The sequence below is a fragment of the Rhodosalinus sp. K401 genome (assembly GCF_041365735.1).
In the GTDB taxonomy this organism is placed as follows: Bacteria; Pseudomonadota; Alphaproteobacteria; order Rhodobacterales; family Rhodobacteraceae; genus Rhodosalinus.
The window spans coordinates 18,836-41,948 of the sequence record NZ_JBGFSI010000009.1 but is presented as its reverse complement, the minus strand read 5'-3'; the positions used below and the strand labels follow the sequence as shown (position 1 = coordinate 41,948).

Here is a 23,113-nt window from a genome sequence, read left to right as displayed (position 1 = left end):
ATTCGGATAGGGGGCAACATGTTCAAGACCACGTTTCTTGCCAGCGCAATCGCCGTCGCCGCAATGGCGTCGCCGGCACTGGCGTCCACGCTGACCGGCACGTTCCAGATCAACATCTACAATTTTTCCGACAATGATCCGGGCGGGTCGTCCTCGACGGTGACGCAGACGAACTCTGCCGCCACCCCAACCAACGTTGCGGCGCAGACGCTCGACGCGACCGTGACCTATACCGGGACGATCGACTTCCGGATCGGCGGCGGGAACAGCAATTCCACCTACATCTCCGATTTCCTCGAAAGCAGCAGTTCCGGGTCCTACACGATCGACTCGGGAACGCAGACGTTCCTGGACAACACGCTTCTGAGCCAGGGCACTTACGTCACGACGACGTTCTTCGAGTTCATCGGCAGCTTCTCCGGCGCCGCTACGGGCACGATCACGCATGACGACGGCGTTTATCTGACGGCCGTGAACTCCACCGGTGGCATCAGTTCGCCCCCGACGACGGAAGAGAATACCGATTTCACCGCCGACGCGGGGGACTTCACGCTGATCTACGCCGCGGCCAACGGCAACCCGTCGATCCTCGAGATCGACGCCACGGTCGTGCCGCTTCCGGCGAGCGCGCTCCTGCTTCTGGCCGGGCTCGGCGGTCTCGCCGCGGTGGGCCGTCGCCGCACCGCCTGAGCGCGAGAAACCTATCGGAAACACGGGAAGGCGCCCCCCGGGGCGCCTTTTTCTTGTGAGCGGCACCGCGCGCGCCGAGGCCGGCACCCGCGCCACATGACGCACGACCCCCGGCCGCCCTGGGACACGCCATGGGCAGGGGCGCAACCCGCGTCAGCACCCGCGATCCGCAGGTCCCGGGGGGACTCGCGCCGCGGCTTCGATGGAGCAGCGCGCGAGGCGCAACCGCCTTTTCCGCCACATGACACCGGATCGGCAGCGGGCTGCCGACGCGGCCCGCGCGCCTTGCGGATCGCCGCTCGTGATCGCATGGGCCCCCTCGCGCCCGCGGGGGCGTCTGTTACCTCTGTCACGACGACCGGCGAAGATCCCCGAACACGCCGACGCCAGACCCGCAGGCGCATCCGCGCCGCCACGCGAGCGCCGGATGCCGGCTCGGTTTGCGTCGGAGACGCGTCCGGGTTTCGCCATAAACGGGCCCCGTTGTTGCCGCTCTTGTCCTGTTCCTGTCGTTCGGGGGCACATTGTGCACGGAATGACCGCTGTTGGGCGGCTGAGGGGTAAGCCATGTCTGCGACGACTTTCACGGTGTCTTCGACCGAGGACCTTTACGACGCCCTGTCCCGCGCCACCGGCGGCGACCGGATCGAACTCGCGGCGGGGGAGTACACGCTCGACCTGAGCGCCAACTCCGGCTTCGACATTACCTACGACGCACCGGTGACGATCACCTCGGCCGATCCGGGGAACGTGGCCACGTTTACACAGATGACGCTGAACGGAGTTTCGAACCTGACGATCGACAACCTCCTATTCGACTATACGGCCCCGGAGGGTGCTGCGGACTGGGCACGCCCTTTTAGGATCAAAAGCTCTGAGAGCGTCACCATCAAGAATTCGGTCTTCGAGGGAGACCTCGCTTCCGGTGTCAGCGACGCCGTCGATGGATACGGCACTGGCTATGCTTTGGGTATTGGTGCAAGTAGCGATATTTTAATATCTGACAATGAGTTCACGACTTGGACGCGTGGAGTGATTGTTGATAAAAGTCAAAATATAGCGATCTCGAATAATAACATCCATTCCATACGCTCGGATGGAATAAATCTAATTGAGGTTTCTTCAATTCTGATCGAGAATAACTTTATTCACGATTTTATTACTGCCCCCGACAGTGGGGACCACGCGGATATGATACAAATGTGGAGCTACGGAACAACTGTAGCCAGTCGTGATGTCGTCATCCGCGGTAACACCCTCGATATTGGGGATGGCTCGACGACCCAATCGATCTTCCTGGGAAATGAATTGGCCGCGCAGGACGGTTCAGGTGACGAAGTATTTTATCAAAATATCCTCATTGAGGAAAACATTATTTTCAATAGCCATTCCCATGGAATCTCGGTGGGTGCCACAAATGGTCTGACTGTTCGGAACAACTCCGTATTATCTGTTGAGGATCCCGACCTCATTCCCCGGATCAACGTGGCCAGCGCCTCCACGAACGTGACGATCGAGCAGAATGCGACCGCCGCAATCAGTGGCTTCACAGATCAGTCAGACTGGACCGTTACCGAGAATGCGATCGTCCAGAACCGTGACCCGAATGCTGCCGGATACTACGAGGTCGAGTTCCTGACATCGTCTCTGGGTGGCAGGTCCGAAGACATTATTGTCGATCCAGAGAGTTTGGTCGCGAAACTTGGGGCCGGCGCGTCCCGCCTGCAGCTCGACACGACGCCAGAAGTGTTGGTTCCAGCCTTCGATGTGACGAGCGATCCGGATGATGCCGGCGTCCTCGTCTTTGACGCGACACATACTTACGGGCCATCAGGCCAGATCAACGATGCGGAGGCAACCTTCACGTGGGACTTCGGCGACGGCACAAGAGCCACGGGGCCGCGTCTGCAGCATGAGTTCGAAACCCCAGGGACGCATCAGGTAACGCTTACGGTCAAGTTGTCTGACGGCACCGAGGTGTCCACGCAGGGTACGATTGCGGTGCCCGGTCAGGATGTACTGGCCTTCAATGCCGAAACGGGAGCGTTCGAGAGCCAAGGATATGGCGAGACTTTAGCGGTGGAGGGAACGGAGACGGCCTCAATCTCTTTCAACGGTCAGCAGGCCCTTGATATAGGGTCATCCAGTACGAATATTGGAATTCCCAAAGAGGCCTTGGACCGGTTCTTCGGAACGGAAGATTTTACGCTCTCCATGACAATCGTCGCGGACACGCCTGGCAGTTCAGGAGAGGTGCTGGGTTTGCACACTGTTCTGGGGCTACAAATTACGCAGGACGGGCATGTCAACTTTCAGCTCTCGACTGATAGTGATCACGTCAAGATGACGACGTTGCCTGCTGGAACGTTTTCGCCATCCCAGTCCGGTATTCAAGTGAATGACGGACAACCGCATGATATTACCGTCGCCTTCGACGGTGCGACCGACACTGTGCAGATCATTGTTGACGGTCAGTTCGCCGCCGCCGCCCAGATCGAGGGCGTGATGCCGCCCATGGCGCATTGGGGTCTTGCGTTCGGCGGCAGTTGGGGAAACGCGAGCTTCGACGGAAAGCTACTTGCCTTCGACCTCGACGCGACGGCGCGTCTTTATCCTGAATTTACCGGTGACATCTCTGGAATCGCCGACACGAGCGCCCAGACGGTGCCAAGCGAAACTGCATCCGACCCTGAGCTCCAAACCGAGGAGCCGAGCCTGGAGCCGGAAACCGAAATAAACTCTCGGACAATAGAAGATCCTGCGCCGGAAGCCTTGGAGGAAGATCCTGCGCCGGAAGCCGTGAAGGAAGAAGATGCCGGCCTCATTCTGCCTGAGCTCGACGGCTGGGAGCTGGATTTCGCGGCGCTGGGAACATCCAAATCGTCGCTTCGCGGGGACGCGTTCGTGACGACCGATGAGGCGGGCACCAGTGCGGTCGTGTTCGACGGGCAGGGCGACTACGCCAGGCTGGGACGTCTGGTGGAGTACGAGACCGCCGAGGCCCTCACGGCGTCGGTCAGTTTCCAGCGCACCAATCCGGACGAAGATTATGAACGGATTTTCTGGAACCACGAGAAGTTCGGCATCGGTGTCTTCGGCGACTCCCTCTTCGTGCATGTCGCCTCGCCCGACGGGGAATTCTCGGATCCCTTCCGTATCCACGACCTCGGACTTGCGGACACCGAGGAGCACAATGTGCGGGTGGCCATCGACGAGATGACGGACCGTGTCCAGGTCATCCTCGACGGAGAGCTCGTGTTCGACGAACAGGCAACCGACATCGACATTTCGGGCGTGGGCGCGCCTCAGTGGTTTGTCGGCACGAAGATCAACCCCGGGTTCGAGGGCAGCGTGAGTGAACTCCAATTGCAGCCGGAGGCGCTTTTTGTCGATGACGGGATACTGATTGCGTAAGCAGTCAAGCGAACTTACGCCGGCGATCTGTCGCAAAGGTGCTTTGTCTTGTGACGCCACTTCGAAAAGCTTGAGCCCGGTTTACTACAGGAGCGATGTTTACCAGAAAACATATGAAGGTTGACCTGCCCCCCGTGGGCTCCTCTGTCATAGGCTCCTCTGTCATAACGAGCGTCCGCGAGTGAAGTTTCGGTATCCGGCCGGGTTTGGAGGCGCAAGCGCGCCGGGCGCAGAGCCCTCAGTTCGCTCGAGCGCCCGACGCGATTGCCCGTGTGCCCGATTGCCCGACGCGCTGCCCGCGAGAACCCTCAGTCTGATGTAGACCCTGCTCGAGAGCGAAGGAGTAGACGGCAAGAGGCGATGTCGCATTCCGGTGACGGATGTCGCAAGGGTCAGGTCACAGTTGGTGGACAACCTCAGTGGCAGCGCGCGCCTGTTCAGGACTAACGACAGTTGCGTTAGACGCACTTTTCATATTTATTGACCAAGAAAAATCCGAGCGCTTTATTTGTCTTAGACGTTAAATGAAAAATCGGTCCAAAGAAACCACGATGGTGGAGAGCTTTTGAAGCACGGTTGTCGGATCTATTTGCGGGTAAGTGACTTGCGCGCTAACGCATTAATTGCAGGGCAAAAATGAAAGAAGAGATGGATTGGTGCTGTATTGCGGCTGTCAATAATATAGACGTGCTTGAGCAAAATCTCGCGCGATCACCCGCTTTGCAGCGCAGCCCCGCTCGTCTGATTGTCAAACATGGTCAGCCTTCATCTTCAATTGCTTATAATGTTGGCTTAAACCAAACTCAATCGCGTATCTGTATTTTTGCTCATCAGGATGTGTATCTGCCTGAAAATTGGGAGGTCAAGCTTCGTCAAAAAATTGACGCGCTAGAGAAGTACGATCCCAGCTGGGCAGTTATAGGCCTCTACGGAATTGACCTGGCGGGCAAAAGAGTTGGGCGCGTTTGGGATACCGGCATTCAGCGAGAGCTTGGTTCCAAGTTTAATTCGCATATACCGGTGCAGTCCCTTGATGAACTGTTGCTGGTCGTAAATCGAAATAGCGGGCTGCGATTTGACGAAAACTTGCCGAGTTTTCATCTGTATGGAACAGATATTGTGCAGACAGCCATAGCATCTGGTAAGGGCGCCTATGTCGTGGACGTTCCGGTAGTGCATAACAGCCTTCCTGTTGCGACAGTTCGAGGAGGGTTTGCGGCCTCTTACAAATATATGCAAAACAAGTGGCGCGATCGTTTGCCTATTTCTACGCCAGTTACATGCATAACTCGAGGCGGTTGGGAATTCGTTTGGCAAGATATCCGCAGATTTCGTTTGAGCGTTAATCGGCGAAAGCGTGTAAGGGCGGCGTTGAGCGGGCCGCGCCCGGATCCAAGGAAGATTGCTTTAGAGTTGGGGTATGAATAGAAATTATCATGTTCGCGAAAAGCCGTTGCTCCGGCGCAAGACAAAACGATAACCGACGCAACCGAATAAGAGCGGTGGAAGCGCCTTAAGCCACCCCTTGAAGGCAGAGGGATGTTGGCGTGCTGAGGCAATTACGGTCTGCCGATGCGACCCAGTATTCTCTTGTGCCTCTGCGGCGGCAAGGCGAAGGAGCGCTCCGCTGTTCGCTTTCTTTGCCATAGTCCTCTGAGTTGGCGTGAGTTTCTGCTCCAGCAACGTCGAAGTAAGTTTCACTTTGGCTATTGCATTTTCGATGGGATGCTTGACTTCGATAAAGGTCAGCGCATCGGTATCGTCGGCCAAACGACGCCCCTCACCAAGAACATCACCAGTGATCAGCCATGGACCGCTAAGCGCAGCAATAGAAAAGAGCGCCATGTCCTCATAGATACGCAAAGCGTCATTAAATCCACCAGCTTTTATCACGACATCCCGTCTTAAAGCCGTGGTAATGGGAGATATTCCTAACAATGCTCTTGGCAAAAAGTTGTTTTCTCGAGAAGCGCGATGTTTCGGAAAGTTCCACATACGAATTTCAAAAAGTCTTTTATCTGGCCCGGAGCCGGTGAAGAGCAAGTCCCCCGTGTGTCCGACGGTGTCCGGGGCTGCATTCGCGAGATCTCGGTGTAGGACTTCCAAGCGGCCAGGATACCAAGTATCGTCAGAGTCCAGGAAAGTGATCCATTCCCCTTGCGCATGCCGTATCCCGGCGTTGCGGGCCGAGGCTGCGCCTGCATTCTCTTGACGCAGGACAGTGATACCGTCGCCATAGCCGGAAAGGACGTCGAGAGTTGCATCTGTAGAGCCATCATCGACCACGATTATTTCGTCGGCCGAGGGGTCTTGGGAGAGTACGCTGTCGATCGCCTCGCACACGCAATGAGCTCGGTTGTATGTGGGGATGATGACCGAGACCGTGACCACTCATTTCTCCTTTTCAGACCATAGTCTTTCCAGCGCGAGAACGCACTGATTGAACTCCTTAAGCTTGTGCGCCAAGCGTTCTGGAAGCGGCGCCAGAAGCGCTTCTGCGGTCGTGCGTTCTTCTTCGGAAAATACCTGAACCCATTTTGACGTCGATTTCTCCACGGCTCCATCAACGGCACCGGCCTTCCATGGCTCGGTTTCCTCGGCTATGTTGAAACGTTGTGGGGCCGTTTTCGGAGCGCCCGGTGTCGATACCGTAGCACCGACATGTTCGAGCACCACCTCAAGCGCCGCTGATGTGCAATTGCAGAACGTATCGTAATCCACGAAGATATGCCTGTCGTCATCGACATATTCAGCGCTTCTGGCGATATCGGTGTTCTGGCGGTCGACATTCCAGAAAAGGTCTGAGTAGAACTGGTCCCAGTGTCCTCCGTGAACCTCTGCCGCGTCTTTTCGCGAGGCGATCACATCTCGTCCTTCCCGGATGATGTGGACGATCCGCGCGTCTGGGACATAGCGGTGAATTTCGTCGAGGTAATGAAGATGCTCAGGAGTTTTCTCGATCCACCCTGCAAGGTTGTGTTCAGCGGCCATACGATCGAACCCTTGGACGAAGGCGTTCGCAAGTTTTTGCATTGGTACCCGTCGGTTGTTGAAAATTTCCGGAATAAAGCCCAGGAACGTCCAGTCGCGCGGTGTTGACAGCCTAAGCGCTTGGCGAGTTCGGTATTTTTGCCGTGCCCAGAATTTTTCATGGAACCGGTTCCGTGAATAAGTTCGCGGATGGATATTTCCAACCATCTTCATAAAGAATTGTGTTTCGGGGTGTGTGAACAAATTTCCATGCTCCGCGATCGCGCGCTGAACGATTGTTGTTCCGGCTCGCGGAGACCCCACGACAAAGACACGTATCATTCAGAACGACCCTTTCTGAAACATGCGCAGGGTTATCTCAATGCCCTATTGGCCAGCCGATCAGACGATAGAAGCTGCGCGCGCGGGAAACAAGCCGTCCCTGCGATCCGATTCGGCTTATCACACGACGTGCGCCGGTCAGCGCTATCGCTGCGCCCAGAAGTGGCGCCGCGCACGCGCCGGCCCCCGGCGCGACACGAGCCAGGACCAGCATGCCGAGCACCAAAAGCAGCGTCGTAGCGAATATTCTAACTGTCCCTGACTGCCAGCGAAACCCTTGCAGGCGGTTCGTCAACATTGCGACCATGATGATTTGCAGGGCATGTGCGAACAAAAACGCGATTCCCCCCGCCTCGATCCCGAAGGTGGGCAGGCCAAGCCAAACAGCCCCGAGAAATAATAAGTTGAGTTGTACCTGAGTGTAGAGGAATACTACAGATCGCCCAGCCGCTACGAAGGCTGCCACCATTGATCTCGTAGTCAGCATCAGAAACGCGCCTACCATCTGCCATTGCAGGACCGTGGCGGCGGCATCGAATTCGGCGGAATAGAGCAAGCGTATCAACCATGGGGCGAGACCGATCATCACCAGCAGGATCGGACCGCCCAGGGCTAGTCCGAGCTGCATCTGTTCGTTCATCAGCCGGGTTGCAGTCTCTCGATCGCGGATGACCTCGATCAAGCGCGGGAGGTAATCGGTCATCATGGCTTGAATGAGGAAACCGATATAGGTGAAGGTGATCGTCCAAGCAGCTGCGAATTGCCCCGCCTCGTCGAGCCCCAGATCACGGGTGATCAGTGTGCGTATCACGAGCAGCGTTCCGAGGTTCAGCAAAGCGCCGATCATGAAGGCGGTGCCGAGCTTTACCATCGGTTTCCAGAGTTTCCAGATCTCGGCAGGCGGCGGCCGGTCTACAGCCGGCAGCGGCAGGCGCCGGACATAGATCGCGCCCACAAGAAACGCGCCGGCAGTCTCGGCGATCAGGAACCAGATCAGGCCCTCCCGCCCCAGAAGCAGGATCGCCGCGATCCCGGCGAGGGCGCCCGCCAGCGTGCCGAGAACCATCACCCGGCCCTGGTCGTTGATCCGGCGCATCCCGCGCAAGAGCGTTTGCTGGGAGGCGGACAGCAGGAACAGGAAAACCACCACGCCGACCAACCCGACCTCGGTCGATCTTTCCGTGTCGCCGAGGAGCCAGACCGATATCGGCGCGCGCAGCAGCCAGATCACGGCCATCCCAATTCCGCCCTGAAGGGCGAGCGTGACGAACAGCACGTGTTTCAGACGCCCCAAGAGATCAGGATCGCCCCGCGACGACGCCAGCTCGCGCATGCCGCTGTCCGGAAGGCCGAGGCCTGCCATCTGTGCTCCAAGCATCTGAAGGTTGGACAAGACCGCCAGAAGGCCGGTGCCGGAAGGGCCGAGCATAACGGCCACCAGCTTAGCCTTCACGATGCGGATGACGATGGAGATTAATTGCGCAGTGCCGATAACGGCAATGGATTTGAGCAGCCCGCGGGTGTTGTCCACAGGGGGCGGAGCGTCGCTCATGAAATCACTTTGCTCTTATGACTTGCGTCGCTCGCGACGCAGGGCATGATCCAGCCTTGGTGAACGACCAACGTTCCGGGGGCAGGCGAGCAGTCTGAAAAGTAGTCCGTATCAGCGCTGAGCCCGCTCTTGGAACTGGTATAGGCCGGAGTCACCCACAGAAACCGCGGACCTGGACTGGTCAGTTTGGTGTTTTGTCTCATCGTCGCCGTAACGTCTCGCTAACTCTTTTAGAAGGGTAAGGCCGGAGCAGATCCGAGGCAACGTGCGATGTCGGCTGTTTGCTTGATCGGTGCCATTAATGATCCTGCCCCGGATTGGTGGACACCCTTGATAGTGTTTATAGCTAACGGAAGGCGTGTCCGATGGAGAAGAAGAAGCGCCGGTATTTTCCGGATGAGTTCAAGCGGCAGGCCGCGGAGCGCGCCAAGACGAGCGGGCTGTCGATCATGGATGTCGCAGCGGAACTCGGCGTCCACGAGACTCAGCTGCGCCGCTGGATAAGGCAGTTCGGCAAGTCGGGGACGGGCCCTGCGCGGCGCCCCAGTACGCAGGCGCAGGGCCCGTCCCCGGCCGACCTGGCGGCTGAGAACGCCCAGTTGAAACGGGAGCTGCAAAAGGCCCAGACGGAGCGCGATATCTTAAAAAAGGCGGCGCTCATCTTCGGAGCGGCCACCCGATGACGTTCGGGTTCGTGGATGAGCATCGCCATATCTGGCCCGTTCGCACGATCTGTGCCGTGCTCGGCGTCTCCGTCAGTGGCTACTATGCGTGGTGCCGACGGCCGGAGAGCAAGCGCAGCATCGAGAACCGCGCGCATTTGGACGACATCCGCCAAGCTCATGCCAAGAGTGGCGGGTGCTATGGCGCGCCGCGCATCCATGCGGCGCTGCGAGCTGCCGGCCGGCAGATCGGACGACACCGTGTCGCGCGTCTCATGCGGCTTGCGGGCCTGTGCGGGCTGGCCGCCATCCCGCGCCGCGTTCGCACGACCGACAGCAAACACGACTACCCGATCGCGCCGAACAGGCTGCGCAGAAACTTCACCGCGACCGCGCCGAACCAGGTATGGCTCGCGGACCTGACCTACATCAGGACCGGCGAAGGCTGGCTCTTTCTTGCCGCGCTGATCGACATGCACACCCGCAAGGTCGTGGGCTGGAGCATGAGAGAGACCCTGCATGCCGCGATAGCACTCGAAGCTCTCGACATGGCCATCAGACGCCAGCGCCCGGGCTGATCCAGCATTTGGATCGCGGCATTCAATACGCGGCCGACGAATACCGCCAAGCCCTTGCCACCGCGAAAATAACTCCCTCGATGAAACGGAAGAGGAACTGCCTCGACAACGCACCGATGGAGAGCTTCTTCCAAACGCTCAAGGTCGAGCGGGTTCATCACCGCGTATACGCCACACGGGACGAAGCGCGCCGCGACCTGTTCGCATACATCGAAGGATTCTACAATTCACGCCGCCTGCATTCCGCGATAGGCTACAGATCACCGGCCGACATGGAACACATGGCGGCCTGACCCCGTCCACCAATTCGGGGCAGGATCATTAAAGCGAGCTTGGGCGTAGGAAACCGCGGTGGGTCTCCCGGAGGCTGAGGTCGTTTTAGGCTCCAGGCCCATCGATCGGCTGGTGTCGGCATGTGTCACTTTTCGAAATGCGAGCAGTGACATGAGCAACCTCTTTTGGTTGACGGACGCTTTGGGTCAGGATGCATTGATTTCCGTTGCGCTGCGTGATTCACGGCTCCGAAAACGGAGCGGCGACATGAGCGATCTATACTGGCTGAGCGACACGCAGATGGCCAAGCTGGAGCCCTTTTTCCCGAAGTCCCATGGCAAGCCTCGTGTGGACGACAAGCGGGTGTTGAGCGGCATGATATTCATCAACCGCAATGGCTTGCGTTGGCGCGATGCGCCTGCGGAGTACGGGCCGCACAAGACGCTTTACAGCCGGTGGAAGCGATGGAGCGAGAAGGGGATCTTTGCCCGGATGCTTCTGGAACTGGCCGATCAAGGCGGTGGGACTGATACGCTGATGATCGATGCGACACATCTGAAGACCCATCGCACAGCCTCAAGCCTCGGGTTGAAAAAAGGGGGCGTGGCCGCCTGATTGGGCGCACCAAGGGCGGGATGAACTCGAAACTGCACGCGGTGACGGACGCGGCAGGCCGCCCGCTTCGAATGTTTCTGACGGCTGGTCAACGGAGCGATTACATCGGCGCGCGGGCATTGCTGGACGGCCTTCCTCCCGCCGAACACCTGCTGGCGGATCGTGGATACGATGCGGACTGGTATCGCGAAGCCCTTGAAGACAAGGGGATCAAACCCTGTATCCCGTCGCGCAAAGGCCGCAAGGTCGCGATCCCGCATGATGAAGCGCGCTATCGAAAACGCCACAAGAATTAGAACAGCTTCGCCCGCCTCAAGGACTGGCGACGGGTCGCAACCCGCTACGACAGGTGCCCAAAGTTCTTCCTGTCCGCATCCGCCTTGGCTGCCGTGGTCATGTTTTGGTTATGAATCCTGACCCTAGTCACCCGGAACCATAGTTCGTATCATTGTCTGACATATATGAGGAGCCGATGCGATGGTGGGGCGTGTGGCGGACGAGGTGGTTCTGAGCGACGAGGAGCGAACCTTTCTGGAGGCACAGGTTCGGCGACACAAGGCGGCGCGATCGCTTTCGGACCGATGCCGTATGATCCTACTCTGTGCGGACGGGCTGCAAAGCAAAGAAGTCGGTGCTCGGCTCGGAGTCCATGAACACACTGTCGGAAAATGGCGCCGGCGTTTCGTGAAGGATCGGATCGAAGGTCTCACCGATGAATACCGCCCCGGTCGGCCGCGCACTGTGTCTGACGCGCAAGTGGCTGAGGTGATCGAGCGCACGCTGAACACGACGCCCAAGGACGCCACCCATTGGTCGATCCGGACCATGGCCGCCGAGACGAGCCTGTCGCACACCACGATCCGCAGGATCTGGACCGCCTTCGGGCTGCAACCCCACCGGAGCGAGACGTTCAAGCTGTCCACTGATCCGCTGTTTGTCGATAAGGTGCAGGACATCGTCGGTCTCCACATGTCGCCGCCGAACCGGGCCATCGTGTTGTGCGTGGACGAGAAATCCCAGATCCAGGCATTGGACCGCGAGCAGCCGGTGCTGCCGATGGCGCCCGGTGTCGCCGAGCGGAGAACCCATACCTGTGTCCGTCACGGAACAACCTCGCTGTTCGCTGCGCTCGACATCGCAACAGGCGCGGTGATTGGGAATTGCTACAAGCGCCACCGGGCGACTGAGTTCCTCGATTTTCTGAAAAAGATCGACGCCGCGGTGCCGGAAGGGCCGGACGTGCATCTGGTGATGGACAACTACGCCACGCACAAGACGCCGAAAATCAAGGCCTGGCTGGCCCGCCGCCCGCACTGGCACATCCACTTCACCCCGACATCAGCCAGCTGGATCAACCAAGTGGAACGTTGGTTCGCGGAACTGACCCGGAAGCAGTTGCAACGCGGTGTGCATCGCTCCACCGCCGAACTGGAGGCCGACATCGTCGCCTTTATCGAGGCCCATAATGAAAATCCCAAGCCCTACAGATGGGTCAAGTCCGCCGATGAAATCCTCGCATCCGTCAAACGGTTCTGCCAGCGAACGCAGCAGACCCTATGCGCCGAACTTTAGATTCGGGTGACTAGGGTGGTCGGCGCCTATGTCGTCATTCGCGCCAGCGCTGTAGTGAGGTGATTACGGTTGCCAGCGATCACTGTTGCGGGCAGAAAGTTGAGAGCCAGGGCAGGAATCGGTTCGTGACCGCTACGGGTGCTCGAATTCGTGCGTCTCCCTCCCCAAAGCGGCACCGGCAGGCCTCCTGCGTTCCAACCGAGCCTAGGGTAAGATGCAGCGGTGATCATGAAATACACACGGTTCCCCAGCTTGTCCAACGGGTCGGCTCGGCTGTCGCTTACCAATCCCGCCGCCAGATCTCTCGGACGTTTCAGCGATCACACTGAGAAGACGACGACGCCGAAAGCCGCGACGTCGGCGAGGGAGCGGCCGAGCCCGATCCTGGCGCTCTTCCTGACCAGCTTTTTCGTTCCAGTAGTCTGGAATGTCGCAACATTTTCCTTTTCGCTGTCCCGACTTTTTCTTGTCTTCGCTGCATTGCCGACCTTCATCGCCTGGCTTTCAGGGAAAGCGGGACGCCTACAAGCGACCGATGTCATGGTCGTCCTGACCGCGCTTTGGGCCGCCTTGACGCTGCAAATAGGCGTCGGACCGAGTTCTCCGGAATATGCGGTCATCACTGCTATCGAGTTCCTGACGCCGTTCCTGCTCGGGCGCGTTCTGGTTCGTAACGAAGGTCAGTATCGTGCCACTGTGCGTGCGCTCGGCTGGGCGGCGCTTGTCCTTCTTCCAGTAGCTGCATTGGAAGCCTTGACAGGCTTTCGTGTGTTCAACTTCGTTTTCGGTCTTCCGCAGCCTTCGGTCGCCATCGACGATATGAGGCTGGGTATGGTTCGCGCTCAGACGGTTTTTGTGCATCCGATCCTTTCGGGCATCGCGCTGGCCATGTGCTTCGCACCGATCTATTTCGCCGTCCGGCCCTTCCGTGGTGCCATTACCGCCGGATTGGCTAGCGCGCCAGTTGTCGGGGTGGTTTTCTTTTCTCTCTCTTCGGGGGCCTGGGTCGTTCTCATGACGCAGATGATGTTCATGGCCTGGGGGCGTCTATGTAGAGAGATTTCGGCCCGCTGGTATATTCTCGCCGCCATCGCGTTTGGGACCTTTGTAGTGCTGGAGGTGTTGTCCAACCGCTCGCTTCTGAAGGTGGCTGCACAATATCTTGCCCTGAATCCCTGGAATGGATATGTGCGAGTTGTCATTCTGGAAAACGGCTTGAATAATGTATGGGCTCATCCGGTTTTTGGACTGGCGCTTGCGGATTGGGCTCGACCGGCGTGGCTTCCTTCAAGCGTTGACAATTTCTGGCTGGTAATGGCCATGCGACATGGCATACCCGGCTTCCTGCTCATGGCTGGCTCCTGGCTTTCCGCGCTCATCTATCTTATACTTTCGCAACCGGAGACGAAATCCACGCGCATGTCCCGCGATGCCCACGCATTCGTCTTGATATCTGTTGCTGTAGCCATCTTCACTGTCCACCTCTGGGGTACGGCGCTCTACCTCGCGATGTTCATGCTGGGCGCCAGCGGGTGGTTCTTCGATCCCGCCGATGAGCCGACCCGGGAACGAGCTAGGGAAGCCGCAGACGAAGCCGGGGCAAGCGAAAGGCAAGCAAGGCGTTCGTGATCGAGATCTTCCGACGCAGTTGCCGCCACTTCGCAGGGTGCACCGCTATAGAGGTCAAGGAGGTTTTGAAAGCCGCGCCGTCAGAAGCACACACTGCTGTACTCATCTAGCGGCCTCTTGAGCACAATACAGAACTTCGCCCTTGCAGAATTCAGCTTCGCGGCGCCCCGGAACTAGACAGGCCGGGATAGCTACCGCGTCCATCCTAGGCATCGACATGAGGCGTTGAAGGCCAAACAAGACCACTCGACGTCCCGACCTGATAGGGCTAGCAACAGTGGGAGAATTCTATTCAACACATGGGTTCGACTCAGCGGCTGTGTCGTTGTCCGCAAGGAAGAGACCGTCTTAAGATAATGCTCGATTAGTTGTGCGGAGATCTCGGAGCCGTGAGCCTTGCAGGACAGGACTAATGTCAATGCGACAAGGCTCGCGCGCGAGGCGGAGGGTGTAGAGCAACCCGAGCTTTCGATTTTGATCGTTAACTACAATTGCGCGCAAGATACGATTCGCGCGGTGCAGTCTGTGCAGGCGAACGCGGATGATTTTCGCGTCGAGATCATCGTGGTTGATAACGCCTCGACGGACGACAGCGTCGATCGAATTCGCGCCGCGGTGCCAGATGCGCGCGTGGTGGCGACCGGAGCCAATGGCGGCTATGCGTGGGGCAACAACGTTGGGATCTCGATTGCGCAAGGACGTTATGTTCTCGTTCTCAATCCCGACACCGAAGTCTCGACTGACGCCCTCCAGAAAGCTGTCGCCTACCTCGATGAGCATCAGCATGTCGGTCTGCTTGGCGCGAGATCCGAGGACGGTGACGGCCATGTCGAGCAGACCTGTTTCCGGTATCCGAGGCTGCGCGACCTCTTCTGGCGCGCGTTCCTGCCTTTCAGCGTGCTTCGGCGGAGCCGGTTATTCGGAGACCGCAGGTATCGATCCCTCTCCCTCGAAGATATCTGCGATGTCGAGGCCGTCGTCGGCTGCTTCATGATGGTGCCGCGCCGCGTGATCGACGAGGTCGGAGGTCTCGACGATCGCTTCTTCATGTACAGCGAGGAGACGGAGTGGTGCTGGCGGATCCGTAAAGCAGGTTACCAGGTGCATTATCACCCCGATGTGCGGATCATCCACTATGGTGGCGGCTCCACCGGCGGCGTGTCGCCCTGGAGTGCCGTCGAAACCGCCAAAAGCCAGATCCTCTTTCTGCGCCTGACGCGCGGCGCGGGGGTCGCGCGGGTTGGCACTGGCCTCATCCTCCTGGGAGATGCGCTGCGGGCCGCGTGGTTCGTGCCGATTTCCGTGACGAGGGCGGGCCGCGCCCGCGGTGCCCACTGGCGCGCGCGCTTCGTGTTCCTGTGCAAGGCCCTGATCGATCAGCCCAAGGGCCAGACGCCGCCGCCCATTCCGGATACCGTTGCCAAGGCGGGTTTCACGGAGACCGATTCGAACGCGTGAGGTGTTCAGATGACCGGCCTCACTCCGCCGGCACGAACTCCGGCATGCGGCCGAGGCTCGTCTCGAGCATCGCGTTCAGCCTTTCTTCCGCCGCGTCCACCGTCTCGTCGTCGAGGATCGGTGTCACATACCGCACCAGCGCGCCGTCCGTGCGCCCTTTCGTGATCCCGTCATAGATCACGGCGAGTTTTGCGGCGACGTCGTCGGTCATGCGGCGGCCGCGGCCTTCGAACCAGTAATATACGAGCTGGCGTTCCGTGCCCTTCTCGATGATGGCGCGGTTCACTTCGAAGGTGCCGTAGGGCGTGCCGGACATGTCGACGGTGGCGGGGCCGAACTCCGCGATCTCCCAGCCCGCGCCGGGCAGGCAGGCCTCGGGGGAGTGGATGCCCTCGCCGCGGTTCTGCTCCGCGTAGTAGGCGGAGAAGAGGCTCACCGGCGCGGCCTGGCCCGGCGCGGCGTAGATCGCGGCGAGGTAATCCGAGGCGGCCAGGACCTCCTCGACCTCCGGGTCGAGCCGCGTGGCGGACCCGCTCCACTCGTCGAGCTGGAGCGGGAAGAGGGCGAAGGAGCGCCGCTCGACGGGGTCGGGCTCGAGCCCGCCATAGGACACCCAGGCGGCGGAGGCCGTCACGGTCAGGAGCGCGCCGGTGGCGAGCGCGACCGACGCGCGGATGCCGAGCATGCGCAGGCCGATGGGGCCCAGCCCGTTGAAGTCGAGGTCGATGATCTCTCCGAGGCTCTTCGGCTCGGGCGTCAGGCGCTGCAGGGCGATCGCCATGCCGAAGAGGATCGCGATGGAGATCATGAAGATCACCCACCCCTCGAAAATGTGCATGAAGCCCTCGGCATGCCCGATGCCGTAGGCGTTGACGAGCACGCCGATCACGCCGATCCGGATCGAGTTCATCAGCACGGCCACGGGCACGGCGGCCAGCAGCAGCACGGCGCGGTGCCAGAAGGGGCCGCGGTAGAGGATGGCGAAGAGGTAGGAGAAACTCAGGATCGGGAAGAGGTAGCGCAGGCCCGAGCAGGCCTCCGCGACCTGGAGCTTGTAGACGCCGAGGTCGATGACGTTGCCCTCGAGATAGACCGGGATGCCCATGACATCGACGATCCAGACCCCGATCACCGACGAGATGCCCTGCAGGAAGAGGTTGGCCTTCCAGTAGAGGATCTGGGGCAGGGGCAGCATCAGGATGAGGTGGAACACGGGCAGCTGGTGGCGGATGCCCCGGGACCAGCCGAAGCTCGTCAGCACCACGCCGCCGACCCAGAGGATCATCCCGTAGGTCACGATGTCGGGCACGCGGGCGAGGTTGCCGATGAGCGCCACGAGAAGTGCGGCCGCGATCACCAGAACGCCCGGCCACCGGTCGGTGACGATAGCGGGCGGCGGCGGGCTGTTGCGCAGCTCTCGCAGGAAAAGGTAGAGCGAGATCAGCGGAATGAGGGGCCCGTGGCTGTATTCCGGCGTCGTCCACGCCTCTCCGAGAGAGATGAAGCCGATCCAGAAGAGGGGCAGGGAGCCCAGCACGAGCAGGGTGAACCAGGCCATTCCGGGCAGGTTCACCGAGGGCATCGCCACCCGCGTCGCCGTCATGCCGTTCGTCGTCGTCAAACCGTGACCCTCGCTCGCAACCCACGCACATGTCTTTCGCGGCACAGTAATCTATTAACGTTGGGGGAGGGAGTCCTCTTCGCTCACGAATGCGCCAGAAACACAGCGTTTCCGGTGGCTCAGGGCAGGATCGTGAAGCTGCGACTGAGGCCCAGGAAGACGCGGTTGCCGCTTGCCGCGCGGGTCGTGCCGGTGTCCTCGCGGTCGTGGCTGTAGCCGAGGTCGAGCGACCAGTCGCGCGTGATGTCGCGCGAGTAGGTCACCGACAGCGTGGCGCGTTCCTCGTCGCCCGCGCTTCCGGCGCCGAGATCGCTCACCGAGACGTAATCGGCGCCGAGCGAGAGGCGCGAGAGCGCGTTGATGTCGTGCACGTAGTTGAGGCTCGCGCGCAGGCGGCTCAGGTCCTCGTCCTCGTCGCTCGTCGTGACGCTCTGCGACAGGCTGGCCTCGAGCGCGCCCGTCGGCAGGTCGAGCGCATAGGCGATATCGGCAACGGGCTCGATCTCGCCGTCCTCGTCGCTGCTGACGCCGAGACCCAGCCTCAGCTCCGCGTTCGGCCGCACGATCACCCGCTCGAGGTTCAGCGTGTTGCGCCGCCCAGTGGTCTCGAGCGCGGTGGCGGCGGAGATCCCGATGCTCCCGAGGGGCAGGGGGCGGGAGAGGCCGAGCGATCCGGTAAACCCGTTCTCCTCGATGCGCGGCGCGCCGCCTGCCCGGGCAATCTCGTCGATGTCGGTGACCCCGAGGCTCGCCTCGAGAACCGTTCCGCCCGAAAGCTCGTGGGTGATGTCGAAACGCGCCGCGCGGCGCTCGCGCTCGCGGCGCAGCGTGTCCTCGGCGCGGTAGAGGCTGCGCGAGACCTCCAGAACCCCTTCTGTGGCGGGGGTGAGCGTCATGCGCAGGCCCACTGACGCGCGGGTCTCGCGCGTGTCGTAGAGGTCGGGATCGGTCGTGTCGGTGAACTCGGTCGCCTCGCGGCGCAGATCGAGCACGAGCCCGAGCGGGGCGGTGAGCCCGGTCTCCAGGGTGATCCCCGCCACGGCGCTGCGGCGCTGGCCTGCCTTTTCGGTGACCACGCTGCCGTCAGGCAGTTCGACCGTGTCGTCGAAGGGATCGAAGACGTCGAGGTCGCGGTAGGCGACGCGGCCGTCGAAGGAGAGCCGGCTCGTGGCCACCTCGCGCGAATACGCGACGCGGAGGTCGGCCTCACCCAGCCCGTTGAGATCGCCGTCGCCCGGCGCGTCGCCGGTTCGCGTGACCGCGCCGAGGTCCAGCTCGAGGCGCGAAAGCCGCGTCTCGCTCACCAGCCCGAGGCCGAGCCGGGTCTCGAGATAGGTCGCCGTGCCGGGCGGGTCGGCGACAAGGTCCAGGTTGTCGTTCGCGACCAGCCGCGTGTCGAGGTCGAAGGTCAGGCGCGGCCCGCTTTCCGCGGGTTCCTGGGCAAGCGCGCCCGCACCGCCGAGCAGGCTGCCGGCGGCGCAAAGCCCCGCCGCGAGGCCGCGCGGGGACGATCGGCGGCGCGCCATGCGGCCGGCCTATTCGAAGAGGCGGCGCGAGGGCACGACCACCACGTCGCCGGGGGCGAGCCGCGTGCTTCCGGCGATGCGCGGGCCGTTGGCCGCGCCGCTGAAGCTGAAGAGATAGGTGCGCACCGCGCCGGTCTCGCGGTCGGTGCGGCGCAGCTCGATCCGCTTTTCCGCGGCGAAGCGGGTCAGGCCCCCGGCATCGGCGAGGAATTGCAGGATCGTGGTTCCCGGCGTGACCTCCTTGCGCCCGGGCTCGGCGACCTCGCCCAGGGCGTAGACATCGATCGTCTCCGCCTCGGGTTCCGGCCCGCGGGCAGGGCGTTCGGCGAGCGAGCGCACGGCGACGAAGACCGTCGGTTCGGCCGCGAAGGTGTCTGCGAGGCCCCGCGTCAGCGCCTGGCGCACGCTCGCCACGGTCTGCCCGCGCGCGGCGACGGTGCCCACGAGGGGAAAGTCGATCGAGCCGTCGGGAAGCACGAGAACCTCGCGGTTGAGGCTCGGGTCCTCCAGCACCTCGACGCGAAGGACGTCGCCGGGGCGAAGCTGGTAGCCGTCGGCGGCAAGCGCCGCGCCCGCACCGGTCGCGAGCACCGAGAGGGCAAGGAAGAGGACACGGAGTGTGCTGCGCATGTCGGGGCCTCGATTGGATTCGCCTGTCGGGGGCGACCATGGCAAGTCTGCGGGCTCAGGAGAATCCCTCGCCCCGCGAATTTCCGCGAGTGCTGCAACTTTGCCCACTCGGGCGCGGGGTCTCAGTCGGGCGCTCCCGCGCCGTCCGCCGCCGGGTCGCCGGGATTTTCCAGCGCCTCGATCTGCGCGATCAGCCGGTCGAGATAGGGCGGCGCGGCGCCGTCCTCCTCTATCAGCGCGCGCGCGGCGCGGTATTCGGCGAGCGCGGCGTCGGTGCGCCCGAGCGCGGCGTGGACCTCTGCCAGGTGGTAACGCACCAGCGGCTGGTCGGGCAGCGCCGCGGCGGCCGGTTCGAGATACTCGGCGGCCTCCTCGTAATTGCCCAGCCGGAAGGCGATCCAGCCATAGGTGTCCTGGAAGGCCGGCACCTCGGTGCCGCGCAGCCGCCGGGCGATGCGATAGGCGCGCTCGAGGCTTTCGGGGGTGTCGTCGAAGGACGAGATCAGGCTCGCCAGGTTGTTGGCGACGACGACCGAGTCGCTGTTCCTGGCATAGAGGCGCTCGTAGATCTCGATGGCGCCGGCGATGTCGCCGGCCGCCTCGAGCTGTCCGGCACGGGTCCAGAGCAGGTTCGCCGCCTCTGGAAGCGCGGCGAGCGCCTCCTCGAGCGCCGCGTCCGCGGCCGCCTGGTCGCCGGTGGTGGCATGCAGCCGGATGAGGGCGAGCCAGGCGTATTCCCGCTGCGGGTCTTCCGCGACGAGATCCCGGAACGCCACCTTCGCCGCGTCGATGTCGCCCTCGCTCACCAGAAGCCCGGCCTCGACGAAGCGCAGGGCGGGGCTGTCGGGACGCTTGGCCAGCGCCTCGTCGAGGAAGGTGCGCGCGCCCTCGAGATCGCCCTCGGCGATGCGCCGGCGGATGAGGGCAAGCTCGGCGTTGAGCCCCTCGGGCCCGCCCTGGGCCAGCCCCTCGAGGAAGGAGTCGAGTTCCTCGGTGCGGTTCTGGCCGGCCAGCAGCCGGGCGGTGAGGTCGTTGGCGATCCCGCGCGCCGCGGGGGTGCCGATGCGTTCGAGCGCGGCGATCGCGCTTTCGAGGCGCGGCCAGTCGGCCATCCGCGCGTAGACGTCGCCCAGCGTCCTCAGAAGCCCGAGGTTCTCGGGCTGAAGCCGCAGCGCCTCTCTCAGCACGTCCTCGGCGGGCAGGAGATCGCCCTCCTCGATGAGGAAGGTGGCGTAGCGCACGGCCTCGGCCGGCGCGCTTCCGGAATAGGCCACGGCGTTCGACAGCATCTCGCCCATGAGGTCGCGGTCGCCCGCGCGCTGATGCGCCCGGGCCATCAGCGTCGCGATGCCGGGATCGCGCGGCGCCTGGTCGAGCGCGCGGCGCAGTTCCACCAGCGCGTCGCCCACCTTGTCGTCCTCGATGAGCCACTCCGCCTTGAGCTTGAGCGCGTCGACCTCGGTGCTGTCCTCGGCGAGCACCTCCTCGACGAGGGCGCGGGCGCCCACGGCGTTGTCGGTGGCGAGATACATCCGCGCGAGCGCGACCTTGATCTGCCGCGTCTGGTCGGAGGGCTCGGCCTCGGCGAGGATGTCCTCGAGCTCGGAGATCCCGGCCTGGCGGTCTCCGGTGTCGAAGCGCAGCGTGGCGCGCATCGAGCGGAAGAGTTCCGCGCTCTCGGTCGTCTCCGCCTCCGCCACCAGCGCGTCGAGCGCGTCGAGCGCGGCCTCCACGCCGCGCAGCTGCACCAGGAAGTTGACGAACTGCGTGCGCGCCTCGACGCCAGTCTCCTCGGCCTCCATCCGGCCCCGCAGATAGGCTTCGGCCTCGTCGAGGCGCTGGCGGGAGACGTACCAGCGCACGAGCATCTGGCCGATCGAGGCGTCCTCGGGGAAGAGGTCGAGCATCTCGCGGAGTTGCGCTTCCACCTCCGCCTCGCGCCCGAGCTGTTCGAGCGCGCCGAGGCGGATGGTGTAGAGACGGCGGTCGAGGAGGTCCTGCGCGATGGCCGCGTCGATTTCCGCGAGCGCGCCCTCCCAGTCCTCGCGGCGCACGAGATCGTCGATGAGAAGGCGCCGGGCGAGCGGCGCGTCGGCGTCGGCCTCGACCACCGCGCGCGCCGCCTCGAGGGCGGCCACGCGATCCGCGTCGGTGCCCTCCAGCAGCGCCGCGCGGTAGTCGAGGTTGGCCTTGATCGCGCGGACCAGCAGGTCCTCGGGCGCGAGGTCGATGGCGACCTGGCCGTGGCGTTCGACCTCGTCCCAGTTGTTCACTTCGAGCGCGAGGCGGGCGAGCGCGCGCCGGCCCTCGAGGTTCTCGGGGTACTGCTCGACGAGGCGCAGGTAGTTGCCGTAGGCGCTCTGCAGGTTGCCGCGCGCCTCCTCGATGTCGGCCACGAGCAGCCGCGCCTCCTTGTGGCGGCCGTCGAGCTTGAAGACGTTGCGCAACTCCACGAGGGCGCGGGCGTCGTCACCCTCCTCGTGGAGCGCGACGGCGTTCTCGTAATGCTCCGCGATCTTCTCTTCGGTGGTCTTGCAGGCGGTTAGGGAGAGCGTGGACAGGCACAGGACGGCCACGAGTGCGGCACGACGAAACATCTCATATCCCCTTGTTGGTCGACGCGGAGGGTGTCGGGAGGCCGGGTGACCGGGTTACTTCCCGGTACACCGTAGGACAACCCCGGCGGTGCGCACAAGGATCCCGAGATCGGTGCCGAGCGACAGCGTGCGGTGATAGGTGTCGTCGAACTCCGCGCGCTCGGCGAAGCTGCAGGCGTTGCGCTCGGAGACCTGCCAGGGCCCGGTGATGCCCGGGCGCAGGTCGTAATAGGCGAGCCCCGGGTAGAGGTCGCGCTGGTCGTTCATGATCGGGCGCGGTCCGACGAGCGACATGTCGCCCACGAGCACGTTCCAGAGCTGCGGCAACTCGTCGAGCGAGGTCTTGCGCAGGAGCGCCCCGATGCGCGTGATGCGCGGGTCGTCGTGGAGCTTCTGGTCGCGATCCCACTCGCGCCGCGCCGCCGGGTTGGCGTCGAGATGGGCGTCGAGCACGCGGTCGGCGCCGGGCACCATTGTGCGGATCTTGACGATGCTGAAGACGCGTCCCCGGCGCCCCACGCGCCGCTGGCGGTAGAACGGCGCGCCGCCGTCGAGCATCGCAAGCAGCGCCGAGACGGCGATGAGCGGCAGCGCGACCGGCGCCAGCGCGAGCGTCAGGATCACGTCGAGGGTGCGCTTGCCCCAGGCCCGGTACGGGCCGCGACGCATTTTCTGGTCGACGGGCGCGGCGCCATACCGCGCCGCCGCGTCGAAACTCTTGAATACGGTCGTCACTCGTTCCCCCCGAACATTTGCCTACGCCCTTTCGGGCGCGGATCGACGCGTGCAGCAGCCTGCCGCCGACCCGACTGCACCATCAATACCAACATTCCGCCGCAATTGTGCCATCTTCGTGCAAATCTACCAAGCGCCGTGGAGACCGGGTAAGGGAAATCGCCGCTGCGCCCCGGCCCCGCCGCCGCCGGGAGGGCAAGGGATTTCCGTAAAATATTGATAAAACGTGACAAAAACCGCTTTCGAAAC

At 62.3% G+C, this 23,113-nt stretch carries 14 protein-coding genes and 2 pseudogenes; 8 read left to right on the top strand and 8 right to left on the bottom strand.

The genetic code is table 11. The features are described from left to right. Positions 1-18 precede the first annotated feature (18 nt). From AB6A66_RS11385 to AB6A66_RS11375, 3 genes are all read left to right on the top strand, one after another. The gene (locus AB6A66_RS11385; RefSeq protein ID WP_371055995.1) at positions 19-690 is read left to right on the top strand and encodes a VPLPA-CTERM sorting domain-containing protein; all 672 of its coding nucleotides are present in this window, start codon (positions 19-21) and stop codon (positions 688-690) included. A gap of 567 nt (positions 691-1,257) precedes the next feature. Next, complete coding sequence (locus tag AB6A66_RS11380; protein ID WP_371055994.1) at positions 1,258-4,104, top strand: PKD domain-containing protein; 2,847 nt, start codon at positions 1,258-1,260, stop codon at positions 4,102-4,104. 636 nt (positions 4,105-4,740) lie between these two features. After that, positions 4,741-5,532, top strand: a complete 792-nt coding sequence (locus AB6A66_RS11375) for a hypothetical protein (protein WP_371055993.1) — start codon at positions 4,741-4,743, stop codon at positions 5,530-5,532. A 6-nt stretch (positions 5,533-5,538) separates the two neighbouring features. Here AB6A66_RS11375 and AB6A66_RS11370 read toward each other — a convergent pair whose 3' ends face one another. From AB6A66_RS11370 to AB6A66_RS11360, 3 genes are read right to left on the bottom strand one after another with little or no spacing between them, the layout of a single operon-like run. After that, positions 5,539-6,495: a glycosyltransferase family 2 protein gene (locus AB6A66_RS11370; protein ID WP_371055992.1), complete on the bottom strand. Its 957-nt coding sequence runs from the start codon at positions 6,493-6,495 to the stop codon at positions 5,539-5,541. Then, positions 6,496-7,416, bottom strand: coding sequence for a sulfotransferase (locus AB6A66_RS11365; RefSeq protein ID WP_371055991.1), 921 nt, complete (start codon positions 7,414-7,416; stop codon positions 6,496-6,498). Positions 7,417-7,453: 37 nt separating this feature from the next. Further along, on the bottom strand, positions 7,454-8,968 hold the full coding sequence (locus AB6A66_RS11360; protein WP_371055990.1) for an oligosaccharide flippase family protein: 1,515 nt from the start codon (positions 8,966-8,968) through the stop codon (positions 7,454-7,456). A gap of 365 nt (positions 8,969-9,333) precedes the next feature. On the opposite strand from AB6A66_RS11360, the pseudogene AB6A66_RS11355 reads away from it, so the two are divergent. The 5 genes and pseudogenes from AB6A66_RS11355 to AB6A66_RS11335 all read left to right on the top strand — a co-directional run bounded on the left by AB6A66_RS11355 (position 9,334) and on the right by AB6A66_RS11335 (position 15,755). Then, positions 9,334-10,501: pseudogene (locus AB6A66_RS11355) on the top strand (IS3 family transposase). Positions 10,502-10,748: 247 nt separating this feature from the next. Next, positions 10,749-11,506, top strand: a pseudogene (locus AB6A66_RS11350) (IS5 family transposase). 67 nt (positions 11,507-11,573) lie between these two features. Then, the gene (locus AB6A66_RS11345) at positions 11,574-12,668 is read left to right on the top strand and encodes an IS630 family transposase (protein ID WP_371055989.1); all 1,095 of its coding nucleotides are present in this window, start codon (positions 11,574-11,576) and stop codon (positions 12,666-12,668) included. 222 nt (positions 12,669-12,890) lie between these two features. Further along, entirely contained in the window at positions 12,891-14,297 is a 1,407-nt protein-coding gene (locus AB6A66_RS11340) for a hypothetical protein (RefSeq protein ID WP_371055988.1), read from the top strand. Between the two features lie 396 nt (positions 14,298-14,693). Beyond that, complete coding sequence (locus AB6A66_RS11335) at positions 14,694-15,755, top strand: glycosyltransferase family 2 protein (RefSeq protein WP_371055987.1); 1,062 nt, start codon at positions 14,694-14,696, stop codon at positions 15,753-15,755. Positions 15,756-15,774: 19 nt separating this feature from the next. On the opposite strand, the gene xrtD is transcribed toward AB6A66_RS11335, so the two are convergent. The 5 genes from xrtD to AB6A66_RS11310 form a co-directional block, all read right to left on the bottom strand. After that, positions 15,775-17,376, bottom strand: a complete 1,602-nt coding sequence (gene xrtD / locus AB6A66_RS11330; protein WP_371055986.1) for a VPLPA-CTERM-specific exosortase XrtD — start codon at positions 17,374-17,376, stop codon at positions 15,775-15,777. A gap of 119 nt (positions 17,377-17,495) precedes the next feature. Continuing rightward, positions 17,496-18,902 carry a hypothetical protein gene (locus AB6A66_RS11325; RefSeq protein WP_371055985.1) on the bottom strand — a complete coding sequence of 469 codons (1,407 nt, stop codon included), beginning with the start codon at positions 18,900-18,902 and terminating at the stop codon, positions 17,496-17,498. A gap of 9 nt (positions 18,903-18,911) precedes the next feature. Beyond that, complete coding sequence (locus AB6A66_RS11320; RefSeq protein WP_371055983.1) at positions 18,912-19,532, bottom strand: polysaccharide biosynthesis/export family protein; 621 nt, start codon at positions 19,530-19,532, stop codon at positions 18,912-18,914. 122 nt (positions 19,533-19,654) lie between these two features. Continuing rightward, positions 19,655-22,129 carry a tetratricopeptide repeat protein gene (locus AB6A66_RS11315; protein ID WP_371055982.1) on the bottom strand — a complete coding sequence of 825 codons (2,475 nt, stop codon included), beginning with the start codon at positions 22,127-22,129 and terminating at the stop codon, positions 19,655-19,657. A 54-nt stretch (positions 22,130-22,183) separates the two neighbouring features. Further along, the gene (locus AB6A66_RS11310; protein WP_371055981.1) at positions 22,184-22,864 is read right to left on the bottom strand and encodes a sugar transferase; all 681 of its coding nucleotides are present in this window, start codon (positions 22,862-22,864) and stop codon (positions 22,184-22,186) included. Positions 22,865-23,113: the final 249 nt, after the last annotated feature.